The sequence below is a fragment of the Vibrio sp. Scap24 genome, from assembly GCF_013394185.1.
In the GTDB taxonomy this organism is placed as follows: domain Bacteria; phylum Pseudomonadota; class Gammaproteobacteria; order Enterobacterales; family Vibrionaceae; genus Vibrio; species Vibrio pomeroyi.
The window spans coordinates 1,880,609-1,900,844 of sequence record NZ_CP041333.1; the positions used below are offsets into that span (position 1 = coordinate 1,880,609).

Annotated in this window: 19 protein-coding genes and 1 pseudogene; 8 read left to right on the forward strand and 12 right to left on the reverse strand. The window is 43.8% G+C overall.

Annotation, left to right across the window (positions count from 1 at the left end):
- Complete coding sequence (locus FLM53_RS23650; protein ID WP_176679147.1) at positions 1–1,506, forward strand: SgrR family transcriptional regulator; 1,506 nt, start codon at positions 1–3, stop codon at positions 1,504–1,506.
- A gap of 136 nt (positions 1,507–1,642) precedes the next feature.
- Positions 1,643–2,041, forward strand: coding sequence for a DUF1090 domain-containing protein (locus tag FLM53_RS23655; protein WP_176679146.1), 399 nt, complete (start codon positions 1,643–1,645; stop codon positions 2,039–2,041).
- A 158-nt stretch (positions 2,042–2,199) separates the two neighbouring features.
- Here FLM53_RS23655 and FLM53_RS23660 read toward each other — a convergent pair whose 3' ends face one another.
- The 4 genes from FLM53_RS23660 to FLM53_RS23675 form a co-directional block, all read right to left on the reverse strand.
- Complete coding sequence (locus FLM53_RS23660; RefSeq protein WP_176679145.1) at positions 2,200–3,330, reverse strand: HDOD domain-containing protein; 1,131 nt, start codon at positions 3,328–3,330, stop codon at positions 2,200–2,202.
- Between the two features lie 234 nt (positions 3,331–3,564).
- Positions 3,565–4,620: an alcohol dehydrogenase family protein gene (locus FLM53_RS23665; RefSeq protein ID WP_176679144.1), complete on the reverse strand. Its 1,056-nt coding sequence runs from the start codon at positions 4,618–4,620 to the stop codon at positions 3,565–3,567.
- Positions 4,617–5,135 (reverse strand): TetR/AcrR family transcriptional regulator, encoded by a 519-nt coding sequence (locus FLM53_RS23670; RefSeq protein ID WP_176679143.1) that lies wholly within the window; start codon positions 5,133–5,135, stop codon positions 4,617–4,619. The genes FLM53_RS23665 and FLM53_RS23670 overlap by 4 nt, the downstream gene beginning before the upstream one ends.
- A 168-nt stretch (positions 5,136–5,303) precedes the next feature.
- Positions 5,304–6,425 (reverse strand): multidrug effflux MFS transporter, encoded by a 1,122-nt coding sequence (locus FLM53_RS23675; protein ID WP_176679142.1) that lies wholly within the window; start codon positions 6,423–6,425, stop codon positions 5,304–5,306.
- A 97-nt stretch (positions 6,426–6,522) separates the two neighbouring features.
- Between FLM53_RS23675 and FLM53_RS23680 the strand changes: the two genes are divergently transcribed.
- Entirely contained in the window at positions 6,523–7,296 is a 774-nt protein-coding gene (locus FLM53_RS23680) for a helix-turn-helix domain-containing protein (RefSeq protein WP_176679141.1), read from the forward strand.
- A gap of 88 nt (positions 7,297–7,384) precedes the next feature.
- Here the strand turns inward: FLM53_RS23680 and FLM53_RS23685 are convergent, their stop codons facing one another.
- Together FLM53_RS23685 and FLM53_RS23690 are read right to left on the reverse strand one after the other, a co-directional pair.
- On the reverse strand, positions 7,385–8,836 hold the full coding sequence (locus FLM53_RS23685) for a glutathione synthase (RefSeq protein WP_176679140.1): 1,452 nt from the start codon (positions 8,834–8,836) through the stop codon (positions 7,385–7,387).
- Between the two features lie 136 nt (positions 8,837–8,972).
- Positions 8,973–9,908: a LysR substrate-binding domain-containing protein gene (locus tag FLM53_RS23690; protein WP_017098499.1), complete on the reverse strand. Its 936-nt coding sequence runs from the start codon at positions 9,906–9,908 to the stop codon at positions 8,973–8,975.
- A gap of 120 nt (positions 9,909–10,028) precedes the next feature.
- On the opposite strand from FLM53_RS23690, the gene add reads away from it, so the two are divergent.
- A complete protein-coding gene (add, locus tag FLM53_RS23695) occupies positions 10,029–11,027 on the forward strand; it encodes an adenosine deaminase (protein WP_017631457.1) in 999 nt (332 codons plus the stop codon).
- Positions 11,028–11,180: 153 nt separating this feature from the next.
- Complete coding sequence (locus tag FLM53_RS23700; protein ID WP_176679139.1) at positions 11,181–11,756, forward strand: sugar O-acetyltransferase; 576 nt, start codon at positions 11,181–11,183, stop codon at positions 11,754–11,756.
- A 72-nt stretch (positions 11,757–11,828) separates the two neighbouring features.
- Here FLM53_RS23700 and FLM53_RS23705 read toward each other — a convergent pair whose 3' ends face one another.
- The 4 genes from FLM53_RS23705 to FLM53_RS23720 all read right to left on the reverse strand — a co-directional run bounded on the left by FLM53_RS23705 (position 11,829) and on the right by FLM53_RS23720 (position 14,280).
- Positions 11,829–12,668 (reverse strand): hypothetical protein, encoded by an 840-nt coding sequence (locus FLM53_RS23705; RefSeq protein ID WP_176679138.1) that lies wholly within the window; start codon positions 12,666–12,668, stop codon positions 11,829–11,831.
- A 39-nt stretch (positions 12,669–12,707) separates the two neighbouring features.
- Entirely contained in the window at positions 12,708–13,331 is a 624-nt protein-coding gene (locus tag FLM53_RS23710; RefSeq protein WP_176679137.1) for an HAD family phosphatase, read from the reverse strand.
- Positions 13,332–13,507: 176 nt separating this feature from the next.
- Positions 13,508–13,990 (reverse strand): type II secretion system protein, encoded by a 483-nt coding sequence (locus FLM53_RS23715; RefSeq protein ID WP_176679136.1) that lies wholly within the window; start codon positions 13,988–13,990, stop codon positions 13,508–13,510.
- Between the two features lie 80 nt (positions 13,991–14,070).
- Positions 14,071–14,280: an AraC family transcriptional regulator gene (locus FLM53_RS23720; RefSeq protein WP_306293730.1), complete on the reverse strand. Its 210-nt coding sequence runs from the start codon at positions 14,278–14,280 to the stop codon at positions 14,071–14,073.
- Between FLM53_RS23720 and FLM53_RS23725 the strand changes: the two are divergent.
- Together FLM53_RS23725 and FLM53_RS23730 are read left to right on the forward strand one after the other, a co-directional pair.
- Positions 14,261–14,560 (forward strand): annotated as a pseudogene (locus tag FLM53_RS23725) (dipeptidase); the annotation flags it as partial. The gene FLM53_RS23720 and the pseudogene FLM53_RS23725 sit on opposite strands and share 20 nt — an antisense overlap.
- Positions 14,561–14,787: 227 nt before the next feature.
- Positions 14,788–15,495 (forward strand): GntR family transcriptional regulator, encoded by a 708-nt coding sequence (locus tag FLM53_RS23730; protein ID WP_176679135.1) that lies wholly within the window; start codon positions 14,788–14,790, stop codon positions 15,493–15,495.
- A 116-nt stretch (positions 15,496–15,611) separates the two neighbouring features.
- On the opposite strand, the gene FLM53_RS23735 is transcribed toward FLM53_RS23730, so the two are convergent.
- The gene (locus tag FLM53_RS23735; RefSeq protein ID WP_176679134.1) at positions 15,612–16,706 is read right to left on the reverse strand and encodes a carbohydrate porin; all 1,095 of its coding nucleotides are present in this window, start codon (positions 16,704–16,706) and stop codon (positions 15,612–15,614) included.
- A gap of 628 nt (positions 16,707–17,334) precedes the next feature.
- A complete protein-coding gene (locus FLM53_RS23740; RefSeq protein WP_176679133.1) occupies positions 17,335–18,534 on the reverse strand; it encodes an enolase C-terminal domain-like protein in 1,200 nt (399 codons plus the stop codon).
- Positions 18,535–18,795: 261 nt separating this feature from the next.
- On the opposite strand from FLM53_RS23740, the gene FLM53_RS23745 reads away from it, so the two are divergent.
- Positions 18,796–20,229 carry a PTS transporter subunit EIIC gene (locus FLM53_RS23745; RefSeq protein WP_176679132.1) on the forward strand — a complete coding sequence of 478 codons (1,434 nt, stop codon included), beginning with the start codon at positions 18,796–18,798 and terminating at the stop codon, positions 20,227–20,229.
- The last annotated feature ends 7 nt before the right edge of the window (positions 20,230–20,236 follow it).

A 20,236-nucleotide genomic window follows, 5' to 3' on the forward strand; every position in this document is an offset into this window, starting at 1 on the left:
TTGGGCAACCTTAAGCGCAAGCTTGAACTGTACGAAAAGATATTTCAGGCTTTTGGGCCTGGAGTATCACGCTGCCAAGTCAGCCAATTGGCAGCATTACTGCATGTGAGTGAGCGTCACGTTCAAACTCTATTAAAAGCAATGACAGCGCAAGGCTGGATTGAATGGCAAGCCAGTTCGGGGCGCAACAAAAAGGCGCAGCTTACGTGTTTGATTGAACCGATGGAAGCGTGTTACCAATACGCCCAAAGCCAAGCAGATTCAGGCAATATTGAGCAGGTGTTTAACACCTTAAGCTTCAATGGCCGCAACGCTGGCGCTGAGTTGCAAGCCTTTCTAAACAGCAACAATCATTCAACACAGAATGTCGCGTACATTCCCTTTCACCGAGAACTGGAGACACTCCACCCTCAGCGTGTGCTAAGGCGTACTGAACGTTTCTTAGTGATGCAAATTTGCCAACGCCTCACCCTAATTCAACAAGGGAAGCTGACTGGTGACTTAGCTTATCAGTGGCAACCTAATGAAGATGCTACCGTTTGGCATTTCCAAGTTCGTAATGGTGTTCAATTCCATAACGGTCGAACGCTTGAAGTCCAAGACATAGTACGTTGTCTCGACTCACTTTCTAAGAGCAAACTCTGGCGAAGTTGCTATCAACATATTGTTGAAGTGTCGGCTGTCACTGGTGATGTGCTCAAAGTGACTCTGAGTGAGCCTGATTGGCATTTGCCTCGGTTACTTGCTAGAGCTGAAGCTTCGATATTTGAGCACACATCAAAAGATAAGCTAATTGGCTCAGGTGCTTTCGCGTTGGAGATTTTCTCAAGCAAGATGTTGAGGTTAAACCGTAACAGTGCCTATTCACACAGCGCACCTATTCTCAATCGAGTCGAGCTTTGGGTTTATCCTGAATGGTCACAAACTAAGACATGTGCGCAAAACCAAGTGTGCGTCAAAATGCCAGAGAAAACGGTCACGGTGAGTGGAGCGAACGATTCAGTTCTACAGAATTGCGGGTCAACCTTCTTTAAGATTCAAAACCCAAAGTTGTCGACAACCACTCGTGAGTTCACTGTTGAGGACACCTCTGAATGCCAAGCGCTTTTCGAGCAATTATCAGTATCTGGCGATCAAAAAACCAATATCGAATATGGACACTACACGGCGACCAAAGACATCGCACTGTGCAGCATTATTGATGAAAACGACACCTTCTCCTCATGGTTGAGCTTCTTTACTCGTTTCCCTTTTGAGGACTTATCTCCAGCCACAGAGAAGCTAAACACGATTGAACAAGGGATAATCTCAATTCGACACGAGCCAGATTTCGACCGAGCGATGAATATGCTGTTAGAACTTAGACGCAGGTTAGATGAAACCGGGGTTGTGGTTGAGCTCAAACAGGAGGCATTTAACTTGGAAGTATCAGAAAAGATACAGGGTGCACAGGTGAATGGTTTCGGTTGGTGCGATCTCGAAAAGGTATGGATTAGTCATATCTGAACCACTCCTTGATAGAGATAAATCATTAGGCACAAAGACTTATCTTTAACACTCCTCTGCCAATAGCAAACAACGGGAGTGCTAGATTACGGTTGAAACTCGGCTCAAATTCAATAGACCCATTAGAAGGTAAATCATGAATCGACATCTAAAAGGCTCAATACTGTTTCTCTGTGCATTTTCATTTAACAGTATGGCAAGCACTGAATGCGACGCGATCACAGGCTGTGAGAAGAAATTCTGCGAGATCGAATACCAAATCAAGAAAGCGGAACAGTACGACAATCAATACAAAGTCGAGCGATTGACCACCGCACTTAAAGCTGCGAAAGAGAACTGCACCAATGAAGGTTTGAAAGCCGACCTCCGTGAAAAAATCGAATCCAATGAGGAAGATTTGGCCGAATACAGAGCCGACTTAGAAGAAGCCAAACAAGACGACAAAGCCGATAAGATCCAAAAGTACCAACATAAGATAGACAAAGAACTGCGCAAAATTGATAGCTTAAAGCAGGAACTGGCTGAAATCCCCTAAACCGCTGTTGCGATCAATTCAAACTAAATACAGTCAGCCAAAAACAAAAATGGTCTTACTGATTCGTAAGACCATTTACAATCTACCGCTAAAAACAGTACCCAGAATTAAAACGACTAATCCTCAGATCCTAGAGTACGAAGCTCTAAGTCTTCAGCTTATCCCACCAATGCTAATCCAGACTCTTTATAGATGCGGTTAGCCACTTTGAATGCCGCAGGTGACATCAGCGTTTCTTTGCATCGCGTTTTAAACTGCTTAGTATCAATCGCCTGCTCTTCCAATAAGTATTTCAACTCACTTAGGTAGTTAGCCTCAAACACGGCTTGGCCAAGCGGTGTGCATTGGTATCGGCTCGATTCTTGGTATCCGATCACCGTCAGCACCGATTCGGGCATTTCCCAAAACTTGGCAATGGTGTAGGTCAAACGAATAGAGTAGCTATTCATCAAACGCTTCAATGCTAACGAATTCGGCGGAACTGAAGGGTCTACATGTTTAAAAGCTTCTACCATCATTTGGAAGATGATCATCTTACCTAGGTTACGAATCAGCCCAACAAAGTAGGCTGTGGCTTGGTCTTCTTGAGCTTGTGACTCTTTCATCAGCTCCTTAGAAAAAGACGCGGTTTGGATGCTGTGATTCCAAATTTTCTCACCGAAATGGCGCCAGTAGATGTTATTGCCCGGCGTAAAGTTCTTCATGTAAGAATTCACCACTCCTTCAATTAGCCCTTGTGAGCCCATGTTTAGGAATGCGGTCTTCAAGTCGGTAACTTGTTTTTCACTACGCTTATAGAAGGCGCTGTTAGCCAGTTTAATCACATCGGCTGCCATGCTTGGCTCACGCTCAATCACCCTTAACAGTGCCTCGACATCAAACTCGTCGCTCTGTAGTTCACCCATTAATGTCGTGACAGAGGCAGGCATAACGGGCAGCTCATTAAGCAACGCTTTCGGAGAACGAATCAAGCGTTCGATTTGGCAAGCCACAAAGTCGCTAAACGGATCTGACTCTGTTCTTAGGCGTGATTCCCCAAACAGATAATCAAGAAACTCACCATCGTGAAGGCTTATCGTTTTATCGACAATTAATGATGATGGCTGAGCAGACGACGGCGGAACAAAGATTGAAGTGCAAGGCGTGACTTGGTCTGCTTTAACATTTTCCGGCTCAGAGGTCCTTTGTTGAGAGATAGCTTGTTGGGAGACACTTTTTGAAGAATGACTTTGCTTACTTTGATTAGCAACGAAAGGGGAAAATAGTACCTGTAATACCCTTTTAAACATCAATATGGCTCCTAGATGAATACAACATAGATCGGGATATATAACGACGGTGATTATCGCACAGGCAACTCATAAACCATACAGTGATAAATGAATCATTAACCTTTCAGCTGTATAGGATCTGTTACTCAACGATTTGTTAGGCAAAGCCCCCAGTATTCGCCAGAAACAAAAAGAGCGAGCAAATAAAGCTTGCTCGCTCTTCCATAATCTAAATAGTGACGCTGACTAAAACTAGCGCTCTGCTACTTCTAGTACAATCTTGCCTACGTGCTTTTTCTTCAAGAACTCATCTTGTGCAGTATGGATATCAGCCAATGGGAAAGACTCCGCGACAATCGCGCCGATCTGCTGCTTCTCAATGCGATTAACCAAGTTTTGGAACACTTGTGGCTCTAAAACCGTGCAACCGAAAAAGCTAAGGTCTTTCAGGTACAGAGTACGAACATCAAGCTCGACCATCGCACCACCAATCGCCCCTGATACAGCATAACGGCCATGCGGTTTTAGAATGTCAAGAAACTCTGGCCACTTGTCACCGGCAACCAAATCGATAACCACATGCATACTGCTTGCACCTAATGCTTCCACCAAATCAGCATCACGAGCAACCACCTCATCAGCACCTAATTCAAGTAACTGTTGGTTCTTGCTTGGGCTAGTAATTGCAATCACGTAAGCACCGCGCGCTTTCGCCAATTGAATCGCTGCCGAACCCACACCGCCCGATGCGCCAGAGATAAGCACGCGATCCCCTTCAACCACATTCGCGCGAGTCAGCATGTTCTCTGCCGTCGAGTAAGAACATGGGAAAGACGCTAGCTCAACATCCGACATAGAGCTGTTCACCGCATAAGCGTGCTTCGCTGCGACTTTTGTGTATTCAGCAAAACCACCATCGCACTCAGAACCGAAATACCATGGTTGTGGCAGATCTCGTCCGTACACTTCTGTTACACAAGGTTCGATAAGAACACGTTCACCAATACGATCAGCAGAGACTTCATTACCGACTGCCACGATGAAACCACACACGTCAGCACCTTGGATACGAGGGAACTTTAGCGCTTCACCCGACCAGCTTGCGTCGTCTGAATCGTCACTTTTTGAGTACCAACCGATTCGTGTGTTGATATCGGTATTGTTAACGCCTGCTGCCATTACTTTGATCAGCACTTCATTAGGTTCGATTTGAGGAACCGCGATATCTTCGCGGTAGCCAAGCATTTCTGCTCCGCCGTGACCCAACATCTCTACGCCTTTCATTGTCTTTGGTAGTTCGAATTTCATCGTGTTTCCTCGAGTAATTTTGTAACCATATTCTGTGTTGATGCCACCGCTTCTTCGCCTAATACTGGCCACGCGCTTGATACGCCTTCATGAAGTAAAAACAGTGGTGTCGCGAGATCATCTCGCAGGCTCTGCTTGCCTATAAGCAAACGAACTTGTTCTTTATGCTGCGTAACGGCTTGGTTAATAAGCTCATTATCTGGGAACGCAGCGATCGCATTCATCGACATGCACCCATGCGGCGCATACTCTTCTAACCATTGTTGGAGCTTGTTGAAGATATGAGTGACAGATTCCAATCCAGCCTCTGGCGACGCCTCCAATAAGAAATCGAGATAGCGTTGGTGTCGGTATTCCAATGCACCAACAATCATCGCTTCTTTTGAAGGGAAGTGTTTATACAGGGTTCTTAGGCTTACGCCGCACGCGGTTTTCAGCTGTGCAACGCTCGGCTCAGCAAAACCTTGTTGGCTGAACGCTACTTCAAGGCTTGCTGCAATCTGTTCTCTCAACATAGTGCTCTCTCAATACCCGACAAAGGGTAGAATGATTGTTCTACTTACAGGGTAGAACGATCACTCTACCCATGTCAACATCCTAATTTACGAATCAATAAAATGAAAAATTCCGCACCAAATAGAATGCGGAATTTATAAATATAGATGAGAGACTTATCGTTTAAGCTAGATTCGACTACGTATCGTCACCAACACAGATAACGCGCCACAAAGTACTAGCACCACACCTAGATCTTGAATCATTCCCGCTAAAGCAAGCCCTGAACCAATCAAGGTGTAATACATCAAACCAAACAGTGCGCCTGCACTTCCTGCTTGAGATTGATAGCTTACCAAGGCACGGCTCAATACATTAGGAATCGCGATTCCAAACGCCATAACCACCAGCATCATCGGAAGCAAGAACCAGATCGTGTGTTGTGAAAAATACACACCCACCGCACCTAATGTTTGAAGCCCTGCCGCTAAGCTAATCAAAGAGATAGATGATACTTGTCGCTTCAATAGTGCTTTGTTAACCAAGCTTCCCAACAAGGTTCCGAATCCAAGCACCACGCCACTATAACCAAACTGCTCGATGCTGAATCCAAGCTGTAAGAAGGTGAATGAACCCAGTTGGTAATACGAAAACAACGCAATGTTGAACGACGCAACAAGTAGTGCCGAGACCCAAATACCGCCGTCTTTGATCATATGAAGACTGAGTGATTTTAATTGTAACGGCTGCTTAGATTGTTGTGTTTCAGGCAGCGACCATAAGCTATGTAACAGCAACGCTAGTACCATAATAAATAAGGCAATAAACACATATTGATGTCCACCCGCTTGGCTTAATTGACCACCAAGTAGCAACCCGATGATTGGGCTAATCGACAACCCCATACCCATGTAACCAAACACCTTGGCTAGCTCTGTTCCGCTAAAAGCATCTCGAAGCATGGTTTGAGTGACTACAGAGCCAACTGCAAGTCCAAAAGCACCCATCGCTCTTGCTATCATCAACCACGTAAAACTGTCGGTTTGCATGGCAATAAGTGCAGAACAGGCGAATAGTCCCATCCCCAATAACATGGTGGGACGACGTCCCCATTTATCCGCTAACACGCCCCATACCACCACACCCACCGCAAATGCAGAGAAGTAAATCGATAGAGTTTGAGCAGCTTGTGTGTAACTGACATCAAAGGATTTCGATATTGAATCCAGAGTCGGGCTATAGATGGTTTCTGCGATTTGAGGGAACATCAACAGCAGCACCATTTGCCATAAAGAAGGTTTTGTTTTCATCATTTTTCCAAGACCAGTGAACTTGACGGGAAGTCTAGGGGAAACTAACCTTGACTCGTTAACAACATTAAAACCAAAAACAACAAGATTGGGACAAATGGCACTAATTAGTGAGACTATCGAGTTTGATGCAGACAGCTTACCCGCGCCTGTAATTGGCATTGCCGCAGAGCTAGGCAAACATGACTCGGGCATACATCATCACGTTAAGGGGCAACTTCTGTATGCTCCGCAAGGCTGTATCACCTTGACCTTAGAAAACGCCCTTTGCATTTTACCGCCGACCAAAGCCGTGTGGATCCCGCCCTATACCAAGCATCGAGCGCAGATGACCAATGTTGTTGCCTATCGCTCGCTCTATTTTGATAGCAGCATTTACACCTGCCCAGAGGCCATTGAGATTGTGGAAGTGAATGATCTTTTGAAAGCGCTGATCAATAAGATGGCCTTTTGGGATTGGAACATCGCACCAGAGCAAACCACCAACACCGCCAACCTATTCTGGGAAGAGTTTTACAGCGCCAATCAGCATTCGTTCATCTTGCCGCTACCGACAGATCGCCGCTTTAAAAGCTTTTGCAAGCAAGTTCGAACCGCCTCTTTTCTCGCCCCTGCATTATCGACATTAGCGAACTCTGTTGGCGCAAGCACCAAAACGATTACTCGATTGTTCAAAGCCGAAACAGGCATGACCTATCAAGAATGGCGACAACAGTGGCGCTTGTTTAAAGCGATTGAATTGCTCTCAGAGAACCGACAAGTCGGCGATGTGGCGCACCAGTTAGAGTTCTCATCCAACAGCGCGTTTATCGCCTTTTTCAAACAGCAAACCGGACAAACGCCACTGGCTTTTACCAAGTTAGGGGCGTGATTGTTGTTATCCAAACTCTTTGATTTCACTTAGCTCAGATACAAAAAAACCAGAACTTGGGTTCTGGTTTTTATTTAGAGATATTAAGTTAATCAATCAACACCAACGAATCTAGAATGCCTTTGCCGCTGTGGATCCCGCCTTCGTTTTCGCTGGCTGGCTTACTGCGGATCAAATAACCTGCGTAGCCGTCCAGCTCGGTCACTGGCTTGCCTTGATAGTAAGCGGTGAATAGGCCGACTTCGCTGACTAGATCTGTGACGAGTGTTTGTTGTGTGTCACGAACTGCAATAGTCGGTACGTCACGTTCATGTGGGTACAAGCGCTGCATCAATGCCCATGCGTCGTACTCTTCTGGCTTAAGTTGGCTCAGTTGCTCGCTGATATCATCACCGAATACACAGTGGCCACCGCCCTCGCCTTGGTTTTTTAGCACCCACTCTTGCTTGTTCGCTTGCGTGTTAAACCATTCAATCGACTCACTGGTGATTGGCTTCATGTCAGCTAAAACACTCTTCACCAATTCCGCTTCTTCTAGCGTTAAACCCCAGCGTGCGTATTCTGATGCAGGCATCATGGTCAGCAGCATTTGCATGGTTTTACTGGTCGCAAGCTGCTGGCTGAAGGTGGCATTCACAGCGACATGGTGTTGTTCGATGAACAAACGCGTCTGACTTAGCGTATGGCAACAAACGGATTCATTAAGCTCGGGCGCCCAATAGTCTGAATACTGATAACCCGCTCTTAGATACACAACATCGACTGCGCCTATATCTTGCAGCAATAGACGTTGGTTATCACCCGTAGAAAGCTGAGAGCTCAATTGTTCGAAGGTACGGCGAACCGTACGAACACCCTGCTTTTGTAGCTCGACTTCAAGTAGATGTTGGTCATACACGTTGTCTTCGTTCTTCTGCACCACCATCAAGAAAACTGGTTTGCCTTGCTCATTGAAGCCCGCTTTAACTTGTCTTGCGGTCGTTGCAATACCATAAGCTAGCTGGGTTAAACCTTGGTTCTCTGCAGGTGTTGCCGACTGATCTTCTAGCCAGTTCTTGTACGTTTCTGACCATTGGTTTTGCATGTACGAGTGGAATTCTGTTGCGCGTTGACCAAAAGGCGCCATGCCTGCCGCAATACCATTGAATTCAATGACTTTTGCGCCATGCTGGCGATCGTCCATAAAATCGGTTCGCATCAATAGCAATGGCTGACGAGCTGGATTCAAACGTTCATCCGCACTGCCATGAGCTTGTTGATGAAGTGCCATCAAGCGACCGAAAAATGGATCGGCTTGCGCCATATCACTCAATGAGGACTGCAAAAAATCATGATCTTCCGATACGTTGCTGATCAGCTTAGTGATAAGCGGAGTCACGCGGCGCAGGTGTTCATAAACCTCACGTTCCATTGTCATTGGCGCAATACTGAAAGGGCAATGCCTAGCGGTATTGTCTGACTGGCGGAACGCAACGCCGTGCATGATCGCCCACTCACATGCATCTTCAATAATCTGTTGTGATAACGGTGGAATTGTCATATCTCATCTTACAAATAAAAATAGCACCCGGAATAAGACGAAGCTTAATCCCAAAAGACGAAACAAAGTGAAACTTTTTATCAAATAATTATGTTTGCTCTTTATTTCAAGGGCTTATATGACTGAAACATCTCAACTATCGAGTCTGTTCGATGATCAAATCACGCAACCATTTGTGGCTCGGCTCTGAGTCGAAATATTTATGCCACAGTAAGAACAAGCCTCCTGGCACTAAATCAACCGGAACGGGCTTCATCACCAACTCACCGCTATCAATGTAATCGCGTACCGAGTTGTATGGGTAACACATCAACAGATCGCTCTGCTTACACAGCTTAATAGCGCTGGTGATGTCTGACACGTTAGCGGCTTTGTTGATTTCAAGCTGTTTGGAGTTCAATACTTCCATCAATAGCCAGTCGCCAGCTCCGCCCGTCACCAACTGTATGTGTCGGTACTTCAAGAAGGTGTCGAGGTTCCACTCTTCTTGCAACGCGGGGTGGTCATTCCGCATCAAACACACCGAATAATCCAAGCACAACTCAACGTAATCCAACTCATCAGGAATACACTGCACGTGAGTAGAGGCACGTTCATCCAACTCGAATATACCAATGCCAAAATCGACTTCGCGCTTTAATAAACGTTTAAAGCTGTCGCTACTCCACGTTGAACTGTTGATAGTAATATGAGGCGCATCAGCTAGCGCTGTCGGCATAAAGTGCGGATAAATCGCCGTGTAGGCAGTTTCGACAAGGTCTATAGTGAAGGTACGTTCACTGTCTTTAGGGTCGAAAACTTCGGGAACAGTCAGCTTTTCGATCTGCAGCAAGATTTGGTGGATCTTAGGCGCTAATGCGAGTGCTTTAGGGGTTGGGAATAGCCCTTTGGATTCGCGCTCAAACAGCGGATCATCAAACAATGCTCTGAGTTTAGTGAGCTGTTTACTTACCGCAGATTGGCTCAAAAAGAGTCGTTCTGCCGTTTTACTCACGCTTCGCTCTTCAATCAGAACGTGTAAGCAAAGCAGCAAATTCATATCGCATTTAAGTAAGCTTTTAACATCTACCATGATATTCCCTAAATTCAGGTTAATGATGATTAATTGTCACTTTAAATCATATCATGGTCTTGGTAAATTTAGCGCATGTGAGTTAACACGCTCAAAGAATAATAGAATTAAGGAATACTCATGGATTTTCTAGCACTACCAAAGATTGATTTACACTGCCACCTAGACGGAAGTGTTCGCCCAGATACGATTATTGACCTAGCAAAACAGTACAATATCGAACTACCTGAAGATCGCGATGCGGTTGTTCAATCTCTAACTGTGCCAGAAGATTGCAAAAACCTAGATGAGTACCTAGCTTGTTTCAGCCTGCCACTGCAAGTCATGCAGACTGAAGAAGCAATTGAACGTATCTCTTTTGAGCTTTACGAAGACGCGGCACTAGAAAACGTTAAGTACCTAGAAGTTCGCTTTGCGCCAATCCTGCACGTAAACAAAGGTCTGTCTCTTGATACGATCATTGCAAGCGCAGTAAAAGGCATGAAGCGTGCTGAAGAGAAATACGACATCAAGGGCAACTACATCATGTCTGTACTGCGAATGTTCCCTAAAGACTCTATCAAAGACGTAATCGACGCAGGCAAACCTTACCTTGGTAAAGGTGTTGTTGCGTTTGATATCGCCGGTGGTGAAAAGCCTGGTTTCTGCGCTGAATTCCCTGAATACACGCAATATGCTATCGAACAAGGCTACCGTGTGACAGTTCACGCTGGTGAGCAATGGCATGGTCAGAACGTTTACGATGCAGTCACTATGCTAGACGCTGAGCGTATCGGTCACGGTGTTCACATCCAAGGCAACGAAGATGCGTACAACATCGTTAAAGAGAAGCAGGTTGCACTAGAGACTTGCCCAACAAGTAACGTTCAAACTAAATGTATCCACCAATTCAGCGACCACCCAATTGCTGAATTCAAAAAAGATGGCATCGTTGTAACAATCAACACAGACAACCGCACTGTGTCGAACACAACCATGACTAACGAAGTGAAGCGTGTTTGTGAAACATTCGGCCTAACAAAAGAAGATTACGCTGAAATCTACAAGTACTCTGTAGAGAGCGCATTTGCTTCAGATGAAGTGAAACAACACCTAATGGGTTTCGTTGAGCAAATCTAATTTGGCAAAGTGCGCCTACTGCTGAATTGCTAGGTTCACTTGGCATTAGTGCTTAAAGGCACAAAATAGGAAGAGAAAGGCTGAGGCTTTTCTCTTTTTTTATGTCTGTATATCCGTATGCTAATACCGATATTGATTCGGAAGATATAAACAATGAAAACAGAACTCGAAAAAATGCTGTCTGGCGAAGTTTTTGACGGTGCCGATCATGAGATTGACCAAATGCGCACTCATACCAGTAAAGCTCTGTCAGATTTCAATCAATGTTCCGACGACACTCAACAGCCAAGCCTTCAAGCAACTCTATTTGGCAAAATCGGCAGCAGTGTTGTGCGTCCTCCTTTCCATTGTGAGTTTGGTAAAACCATCGAAATTGGTGACGATACCTTCATCAATATGAACGTGGTGATGCTTGATGGCGCGAACATCAAGATTGGTAACAATGTTTTGGTGGGGCCAAGCGTGCAGTTTTACACGGCTTCTCACTCTCTGGATCACCGCAGTCGTCGTAAATGGGAAACCTTCTGCTTTCCAATTATCGTTGAAGACGATGTGTGGATTGGCGGAAACTCAGTCATCAACCAAGATGTCACGATTGGTGCTCGCTCTGTTATCGCGGCTAACTCTGTGGTCAACAGCGACGTACCGCCAGATTGTCTATACGGTGGCACACCAGCTAAGTTGATTCGATACTTGAACACTGAGCAGCCAAGTGACGATAGCGAATAAGTACGAATCGACAACCCAGAAATGAATAATAAAAGAGGTGATGTTTTTAATTAAACATCACCTCTTTTTTAATTAGTTTACCGTGTCTCTTCTATCGAATGGGCTTCGTTCCATGGCTTTTTCATACTCACTTTTCGGGCCGCTCAAATACGTAGTTTTGACGAATTTTTCCCAATCATAAAACAGCGACTCTATTGGCTGTTCGGTAAGCTGTGAGGGATCCCCATTGCTCTTAATGAGATTAATAAACGCCTCTTCTCCCCATGAACGTTCAATAAACTCACCGACCGTATAGCCAAGCTCATAAACCGCCGAGCTACTGTTCGGCTTGTTGTATAAGTCCTGAGCCAGATCATCGAAACGGCGGCTGATGGCATGTCTGTTACTCATGTGAAACCAATAATCTTCAGACTTATAGATAGCGATGGCTTCCCACAACCACCGTGGGTTGTTTGCAAAATTCGGATTCACTTGCAGAGTCAGCAAATGTACAAACTCATGTAGAGCGGTTTTATGAATTTCACCACCAAAATAGAGCAACCTAATCTCATTACTCTTAGGTTCGATATACCCCGTAGAGAACGCATATCGATACCCGATGCTTCTTTCTTGCTCGTCTAAATAGGCCTTTTGATTTCGCCACACTCTAACGGTGACTGGCGGCATAGAATCAAGCTCGAACGTTTTCATTAAGGAAGTGCGGTTAATCAATAAGGTATTATGGATGCTTGGAATAACGGAGGGCGACGTCCCATCGTAAAGCACATACTTGAACTGCCCTTTGTCTGATTCATAGCAATCATCACATGCTTGATCACCACGAATTTGAAGCGCAACAGCCACCATTAATACCAGTATCGATATTGCTAAAATCGAAAATGTAACGATTGACTTAGATGGGTATCTTTTCATTTTCTATATCCTCAAACGAAGACATGATTCGAATGAGTGTCAGTGTTTCAAATTGACACCCAGGGCTTGTAAGCCATTTTTACACTGCACTGCATCGATAAACTGAATACCAGCCATACCTACAGCCTTAGCCCCTTCAACGTTATAGGGCATATCATCAATGAAAACGGTTTCTGAAGCTTCAAGACCATTATTAGACAACAGAGCTTGGTAAATCTCAGGCTGGGGTTTAAGCATACCCAACTCAGCGGATACCGCCGCGCCATCAAACAGCGGCCAAAATTCATAGGTTGATTTTAGGTATTCAACAATCTCGACCACGTTATCAGTAAGTGCATACACACCATAACCAACACGCTTTACACGCTCGATGAGATCGACAGAACCATGCAATAAGATCTGCGTTTGTTTAACGTAATAGAACAGGCGATCGCACTCTAATGGAGATAAGTTGAGTTCTTGTTGATAGCGAAGTTTAGCCTCATTTTCGGTCAAAAAACCTTTGTTCAAATCCAACCAGATCGAGCTTTGGAAAATCGAACGCGCTCGCGCTTCAGGGTCGGCGATACTTCCGAACGTTAGTTGAGTAATTTCCAATGGCGACCAACGCACAATCACATTACCCACATCAAACACGACATTTTTAATTTGATTAGAACTCATAACCTACTCCTCAATTAGTCACATAAAATAGCAACAACACAAACATTAAATGCCGCATATTAAAGTTCATAATCTTGTTTTACAAAATGAGGACTGAAATCACAATATGTCGACGAGCAGGCACAAAAAAGACCATCATAAAGATGGCCTTTTTCAGTATTCGTAAGCTTAAATCATTAACACAAATCAGCGTCAGAGGAGATAATCGTGGGTGCGCCTGCAGAAGCATTCGAGCGATAAATAACAACACAAGTTTCGCTTTCTTCAGCATTGGAAAATGAATAGACGATAACTTCGTTTAATACTGACTCTGTATGAGAACCAAGTTGCTTCCAATCACTATTGTCACCAATCAGCCCTTGTACCGCAGTTCCAATACCGGTCTCTGAGGCTGTGGGATAACCGTAGTCCGTCACAACACCTTCCACTAAGGTACTTTGACCATCCGACACTGGAAGGTTTTCAACCCCTGCAACTGCTGCCTTACCATAAACAATGGAAGCTGCACCTTCCATTGACGCTTTAAGGCCCTCTAATGCTGCAGCTCTAGCATCAGATTGAAGACCTAAGAACCTGGGTGCCGCAATCACAGAAAGAATTCCAAGTACAACAACGACGACGACAAGTTCAATTAGAGTAAAGCCTCTTGTTCTTCTCATCTTAAAAATCTCACACTCTTTATGGAACGGGAGTCAGTATATCTTCACGCGAGATCAAATGATACCGTCAATCATTCCTATTACTTGATTTTTCTTCTACCCTTTTGCCATTGATAAGGTGTGATCCCGTAGACTCGCTTAAACGCCCTAATGAATTGCGAAGCGTCGGCATAACCTAAATGAAGCGCTACATCAGCTATTGAATAGCATTGCTGCGAGATTACCCGCTTCGCGAACTCGATGACTAAGGATTCTTTGATCGCCTTGTAAGTGGTTGTAGATTTCACCACCAAGAACGCGAAAATGTACGACGATGGCGGCTACATGATTGAGGCGTTCAACAAAGGCGCTACCGGTAATGGTGAACTGTCGAAGATCCTTGCTGCTATCACAGACGAACTTTGGAAACGCGGTTACAGCAACGATGATCTTGCTAAGATCTACGGCGGCAACAAGATGCGAGTTTATGCTCAAGTGTCAGAAGGCGCAGACCCTGACGAATTCCAAAAAGAGTATACAAAACGCCTTAAAGCGCTAACCAAACTGAGAAATGAAAACTTGACGATGTAGCTTGTTAGCCGAGTCAATTTCTAGCTAGCAAAACAGACATGAAGCACGCCGATAGTGGCGTGCTTTTTTATATCTATGTAACTCCAATTACGTGCGTTGCACCTCTCAATTACCATCCCTAACATGGCCTTATATGTTATAATTACAAGCTATTCAGAGCGTGCTGAATCCTTGATTTAGTTCACTATTCTTTAGCCACAGTGAATACACTTTAACGTTATCGAGCTATGAAAAAATACGAATTAGTTGTTCAAGATATTGTAAGTAAAATCTGTCAAAACAGTATCAGCCATAAGCTTCCAGCAGAAAGAGAACTCTCTGAAATATATGGGTTATCTCGATTTACTATTCGAAAAGCACTAGCAAAGCTAGAAGCGATTGGCATGGTGACATCTAAGGTAGGTTCGGGCTACTTCGTCAACACCGCTCTGATTGGTACTCCTCTCGTGTACAACTCGATCACGGAGAACAGCTTTGAAGAAATCTCTTATAAAAAGATTCAGTTAAACAAAGCATTACCCGACAATCACGAGCAGCAGATTTTTTCCTTAAACGACAACGAATATATTTGGAAGATTAGACGTCTTCGATTGATCAACAATAAAGTGGTTCAAATCGAAGAAGCCAAAATACCCGTTAGCGTATTTCCGGAAATGAATGCTGAGATCATAGAGAGCTCGATTCAAAAGCACGCTTTATCAAAAGGGCTGCAGATCGACAGCTATTTAACGACTTATCAAGCCATCAATGTCTCTAAAGAAGATGCTGAACTGCTTGGCTGTAAAAAGAATGCGGCAGCGATGAACATCACCAACCGAGGTTTCTTAGCATCGGGCGAACTGTTTATCATCAGCGATATCATCGACATTAATTACCAATGTACGTATCACACGCCTTTTAACAGTGAAAGTATGAGTTACCGAGATAAGAAGTAATAATTCTGTCTTTACGCGATGCGCTCCCTCTCTACACTTAAGGCCTAATCTATCTTTCGTTGAATGAAAAACAACCCGCACATTAGCGGGTTGTAGATAGTGATTCGATACTCTATTTAGAATTGGTAGTAGAGACGAACTCGAGCACCGAAGTCATCATCTTCCGAGAAAGCTGATGTGTTATTGGTTTCATTTTCAACGGTGGTGTAATACGTACCAAGTAATACCGAAAAGTCTTGTACTTCAAGTACGTTCTGGAACTCATAAGACGCGTAGCCAGTATTAACCTGCACATCACCCTTTGCCCAAGTTGAGTCATACTCGTTGGCACCGTAGATGTAGCCGATCCCGAAGTTGTTATAAAGCGCATTCAAACCTGCTGTCGCATTGGTTTCATCTACCGCATCAAGGTAAGCAACATTCGCATTAATGCTCCAAGCTCCATGAGACCAGTTACCCGTTAAACCATAACCAGTGCGGTCTGAAATATCTTTCCCCTGAACATCGACAACCGCATCACTGATTAAGTTAGCTTCCATAGACGCCGCAACAGTAAAATCTCCCACCTTATAAGAGACAACAGGACGAACAAGGAACGCGTCTTTCGCGTTATCGTGGTCTACTTCTACACCGTGATAGCTATCAGAGAATAAGTCAGAGCGATCTCCAATCATTGTCCCCAATTCAACATAAAGATTACCAAAACTTTGGCTATACATAAGCTGGCCATCAGAACCTCGACCGCGCGCCTCTTTCATTTGATACACATATGCGCTGCCCCCCGTATAAAGTTCGTTTGACGTGTCACCCGAGTACTCAAGAAAAACATCTAGACCTACCGGAAACATGTCATAAGCTTCAAATCGACCGGCTTTTATTGACCAGCTGTCTTTTTTACCAAACTCAAAATAGGCATCATCAAGTGCTACTGTGCCAGTACTTTCAAATAGAGGCTGCGCCTTCACTCCGACATAGTGACCACTGCTCGTGTACTTCTCTCCGGCAAACTCAATCAAGACTCGACCATCTTGGTTAAACTCGGAATCATTGTTCTCATTAGACTCTCTATCTTGATAGTTGAAGTTCAACTCAACATCACCACCAACAGAGAAGTTTCCTTCTTCAGTGTCGACGATCGCAATACCAGCATGCGCCCCCATAGCAGAAGAAACCAAAACAGCAGCTAAAGATAGTTTGAATGTGCTTTTCATATAAACCCTAATAATAAATATTGTTTTATTGTTATTCGTTGCATAGCAACTTATTGATAACCAAGCTCAAATATATGGACAGTATTCAGCTCAATTTCTAGGGGTATATTCACTAATTAATAAAACACTCACAATCCAACACCATTATATTTGCAGACCTAAATCACTCTTTTATATATTTTAAAATTTCATTTAAATTCAATAACTTAAATATAAATCCAATCATTAAATTCAAAAATATTCTCTATATTAAAATGATGGCAAAATAGAAAGGAACTTTATCTATATTTATATACAATTAGGCCTAAACCAAAATTTACGTTCAAAATACCGTTGTTATTAGAACGTGTATAAAGGTTAAATTTAATCCGATGATAAATGTAACTTAAGTATCAAAAGTTCAAGACGAAAAAATATTGGAATGATTCAGTCTAACCCTTAATTAAGAATGAATACTTGTTAAATAAAATAGTACGGTACGTACTGAACATAATGTTGAAAAGGGAGTAAGCTATGTGCTGTAAAAGAAGGGAAATGAAAGAGTGCTAAGCAAGGTGAAATAAACTAGACGATTAATTACTAATAAAAAATGGCCGCTTATAGCGACCATTTGATATTAAAACACGAGTTAAGGGGTATGGATTGCGCCATCAGGAAGGCGACTTTGTGTCCACTCGTGGGGGCGATACATCACAGGAAATTCCGCGGCGACTTCTCGGTCAATCTCGACACCAATACCTGCGATTTCAGATGCGTATAAGTAACCATTGATTGGCTCTGCCGCATTCGGGAACACCTTATGTGTATTCTCATTGTATTCAACATGCTCTTGAATCGCCGCATTGTGTAAATGCACGTTCAAATGCGTGTTGACCGCAGCACCTATTGGCGTCATATCTGGCGGGCAGTGCCATGCAATACGAACACCGAAATTCTGACATAAGTGACCAAGTTTCAGAGCGGGCGTAATACCACCGATTTGTGAAACATGGCAACGGATGAAGTCGATTCGACGATTCGCGATCAGAGATTTCCACTCTTCAGGATTATTAAACAACTCACCTAAACCTAATGATACCGAGCTTTGGCTGCGAATATTGTCTAGCCATTCCGTTTGGTTTGGCGGAAGAATATCCTCGATGAAGTACGGCTTGTATTGCTCGACTTCCTTCGCAAATTGTATCGCTTGATTTGGGAAAAGACGCTCATGCACATCGTGGAGGATATGGAATTGGTTACCATATTTCTCTCTCAGCGACTTAAACATGATTAGCGTGTTGTCCATGTACTGATCTTGGTCGTAGTACGAACCTTCAGTCGGGTTTTGAGTGGTATGTAAATCGGTTGGAACACCGCCATAGAAACCCAGCTGACAACGTATATGCTTGTAACCTTTCTCTAAGAAACCTTCAACTAAATCATAAATGCCTTCCATGGTGTCGCTTGTCGCATGCGTATACACAGGGATTGCATCACGAGACTTACCACCAAACAATTGATGCAGAGGCATACCTGCTAACTTAGCTTTAATATCCCACAGTGCCATATCAACACCAGAAATCGCATTATTGATGACAGGTCCATTTCGCCAGTAAGCGTTAACCATCATCATTTGCCATAAGTCTTCAATATTATTAGCGTTTTTTCCAATAAGAATCGGTTTTAAATATTCATCGACCATTGTTTTTACAGCAAGTGGTCGTTGTTGGAATGTCGCACAACCAAAGCCAGTCACACCTTCATTCGTTTCAACTACAACGGTAATTAGGTTGTGTCTGTCTGGTTTAGTAATAATACAATGGATGTCAGATATAATAGTTTCTTTCACAATTAAATAACCTAAACTTAAGTCAACTCCTATTATCTAACCGCTTTAAAAATCACATTTCAAGCGCTAATTTTCGCCCTAAAATAATTGGTACGTTAAGTGTTTTTTTTTGATAAACAAAACATACCAATTGGCAAAAAACGGTGAAAAATTAATTTTTCGGATTTTAAATGTGATTGAGATCTCTTTTTACTCCGTTGGATTTAAATTGGTTGTCGTTATGATTTCTCGAGTTAAATATATTCCAATAACAGGTGTAGTATGCAAATGGTAGAAAAGAGTGATGCCGTTGTGAATAACTCTAAGTCATCATCGAAAAAGAAAAATTTCAAAGAAAATATACAGTTATTAGTCACTGCTGTTGGTGGCGAAGACAATATCGTGAGTATCACGCACTGTATGACAAGGTTACGATTCAAATTAGCAGACGAGTCGCTAGTAGACGAAGAAGCGATCAAGCAGATCGCTGATGTGAAAGGAGTGGTACTTCAACAAGGCCAAACCCAAGTCATCATCGGGGTTGAGGTAGAAAAGTGGTTCAATGCGCTGTCAAATACTCAACAAGCTGACGCGACTCCGGCCGATGAGCTAGAGAAAGGCAAGCTGTTCCAAGGCGTGATGCGCATTGTCGCAGGTATCTTTGGCCCGGTTGTACCGGCAATCGCTGGCGCTGGTATGTTGATGGGTCTGTTGTCTGGCCTTATTGCAACCAATGTTATCTCTGAAACTTCAGACACGGTTTACTTCTTCCGTTCAATTTCTGTCGCTGTGTTCTTTTTCTTACCTATGCTGGTTTCTTTTTCTGCCGCTAAGGTATTCAAAGTAAATGAATACATCGCACTTGCTGTCTCTTCTGCCATGCTAGCGCCACTGCTTGTCGATAAAGCCTCAATGTTAAAAGAAGCAGGCGCGGCTCCAGAGCTGACCGTTCTTGGCGTGGTACCTATTGAGCTGCTTAACTACGGTGGTGCGATCGTTCCTGCGATTCTGGCAATCTGGTTACTATCGAAAGTGACTCCGTTAGTTGACCGTCTAGTACCGTCTTCTGCGAAGCCTGTATTTACACCACTGTTGGCCTTTACGGTAACTTCAACCATCACACTGTCTTTTGTTGGTCCTGCAGGTATCTGGCTAAGTAACGGTGCTGGTTGGGTTATGAGTTCATTGCTGGAGATCTCTCCGACATTAACGGGCTTTGTGTTTGGCCTTACTCGACCTATTACGATTGTGTTTGGTATTCACCACAGCATGACGCCAATCAGCCTCAACAACTTCGCACTGTATGGTAAGGATCTACTGATGCCTATTATGTGTCTGGGTAACATGGCGATTGCGGGTGCAACTATGGCTATCTGGCATAAACAGCGCAAGACGGTTTCTAAAGAGCAATCTTCAATCACAATGGGCTCAAGTGTTACTGCGATTCTAGGTATCACAGAACCAGCTCTGTTCGGTGTACTCACTAAATACACCAAAGCGATGATGACAGCGAGTTTAGCGGCAGGTGTATTCGGTGCTATCTCGGTAACAATCGATACGCACTTAACGAGCTACATCCTTTCTTCTGTATTCAGCTTGCCAGCTTACCTTGCAGGCGGCACGCAAAACTTCATTCAAGCACTGATGGGCGTGGTGGGTGTATTCGCACTGTCTTTCGTTCTAACTATGTTGTTCGTAAAACTAGACAACAAGTAATTCCCTT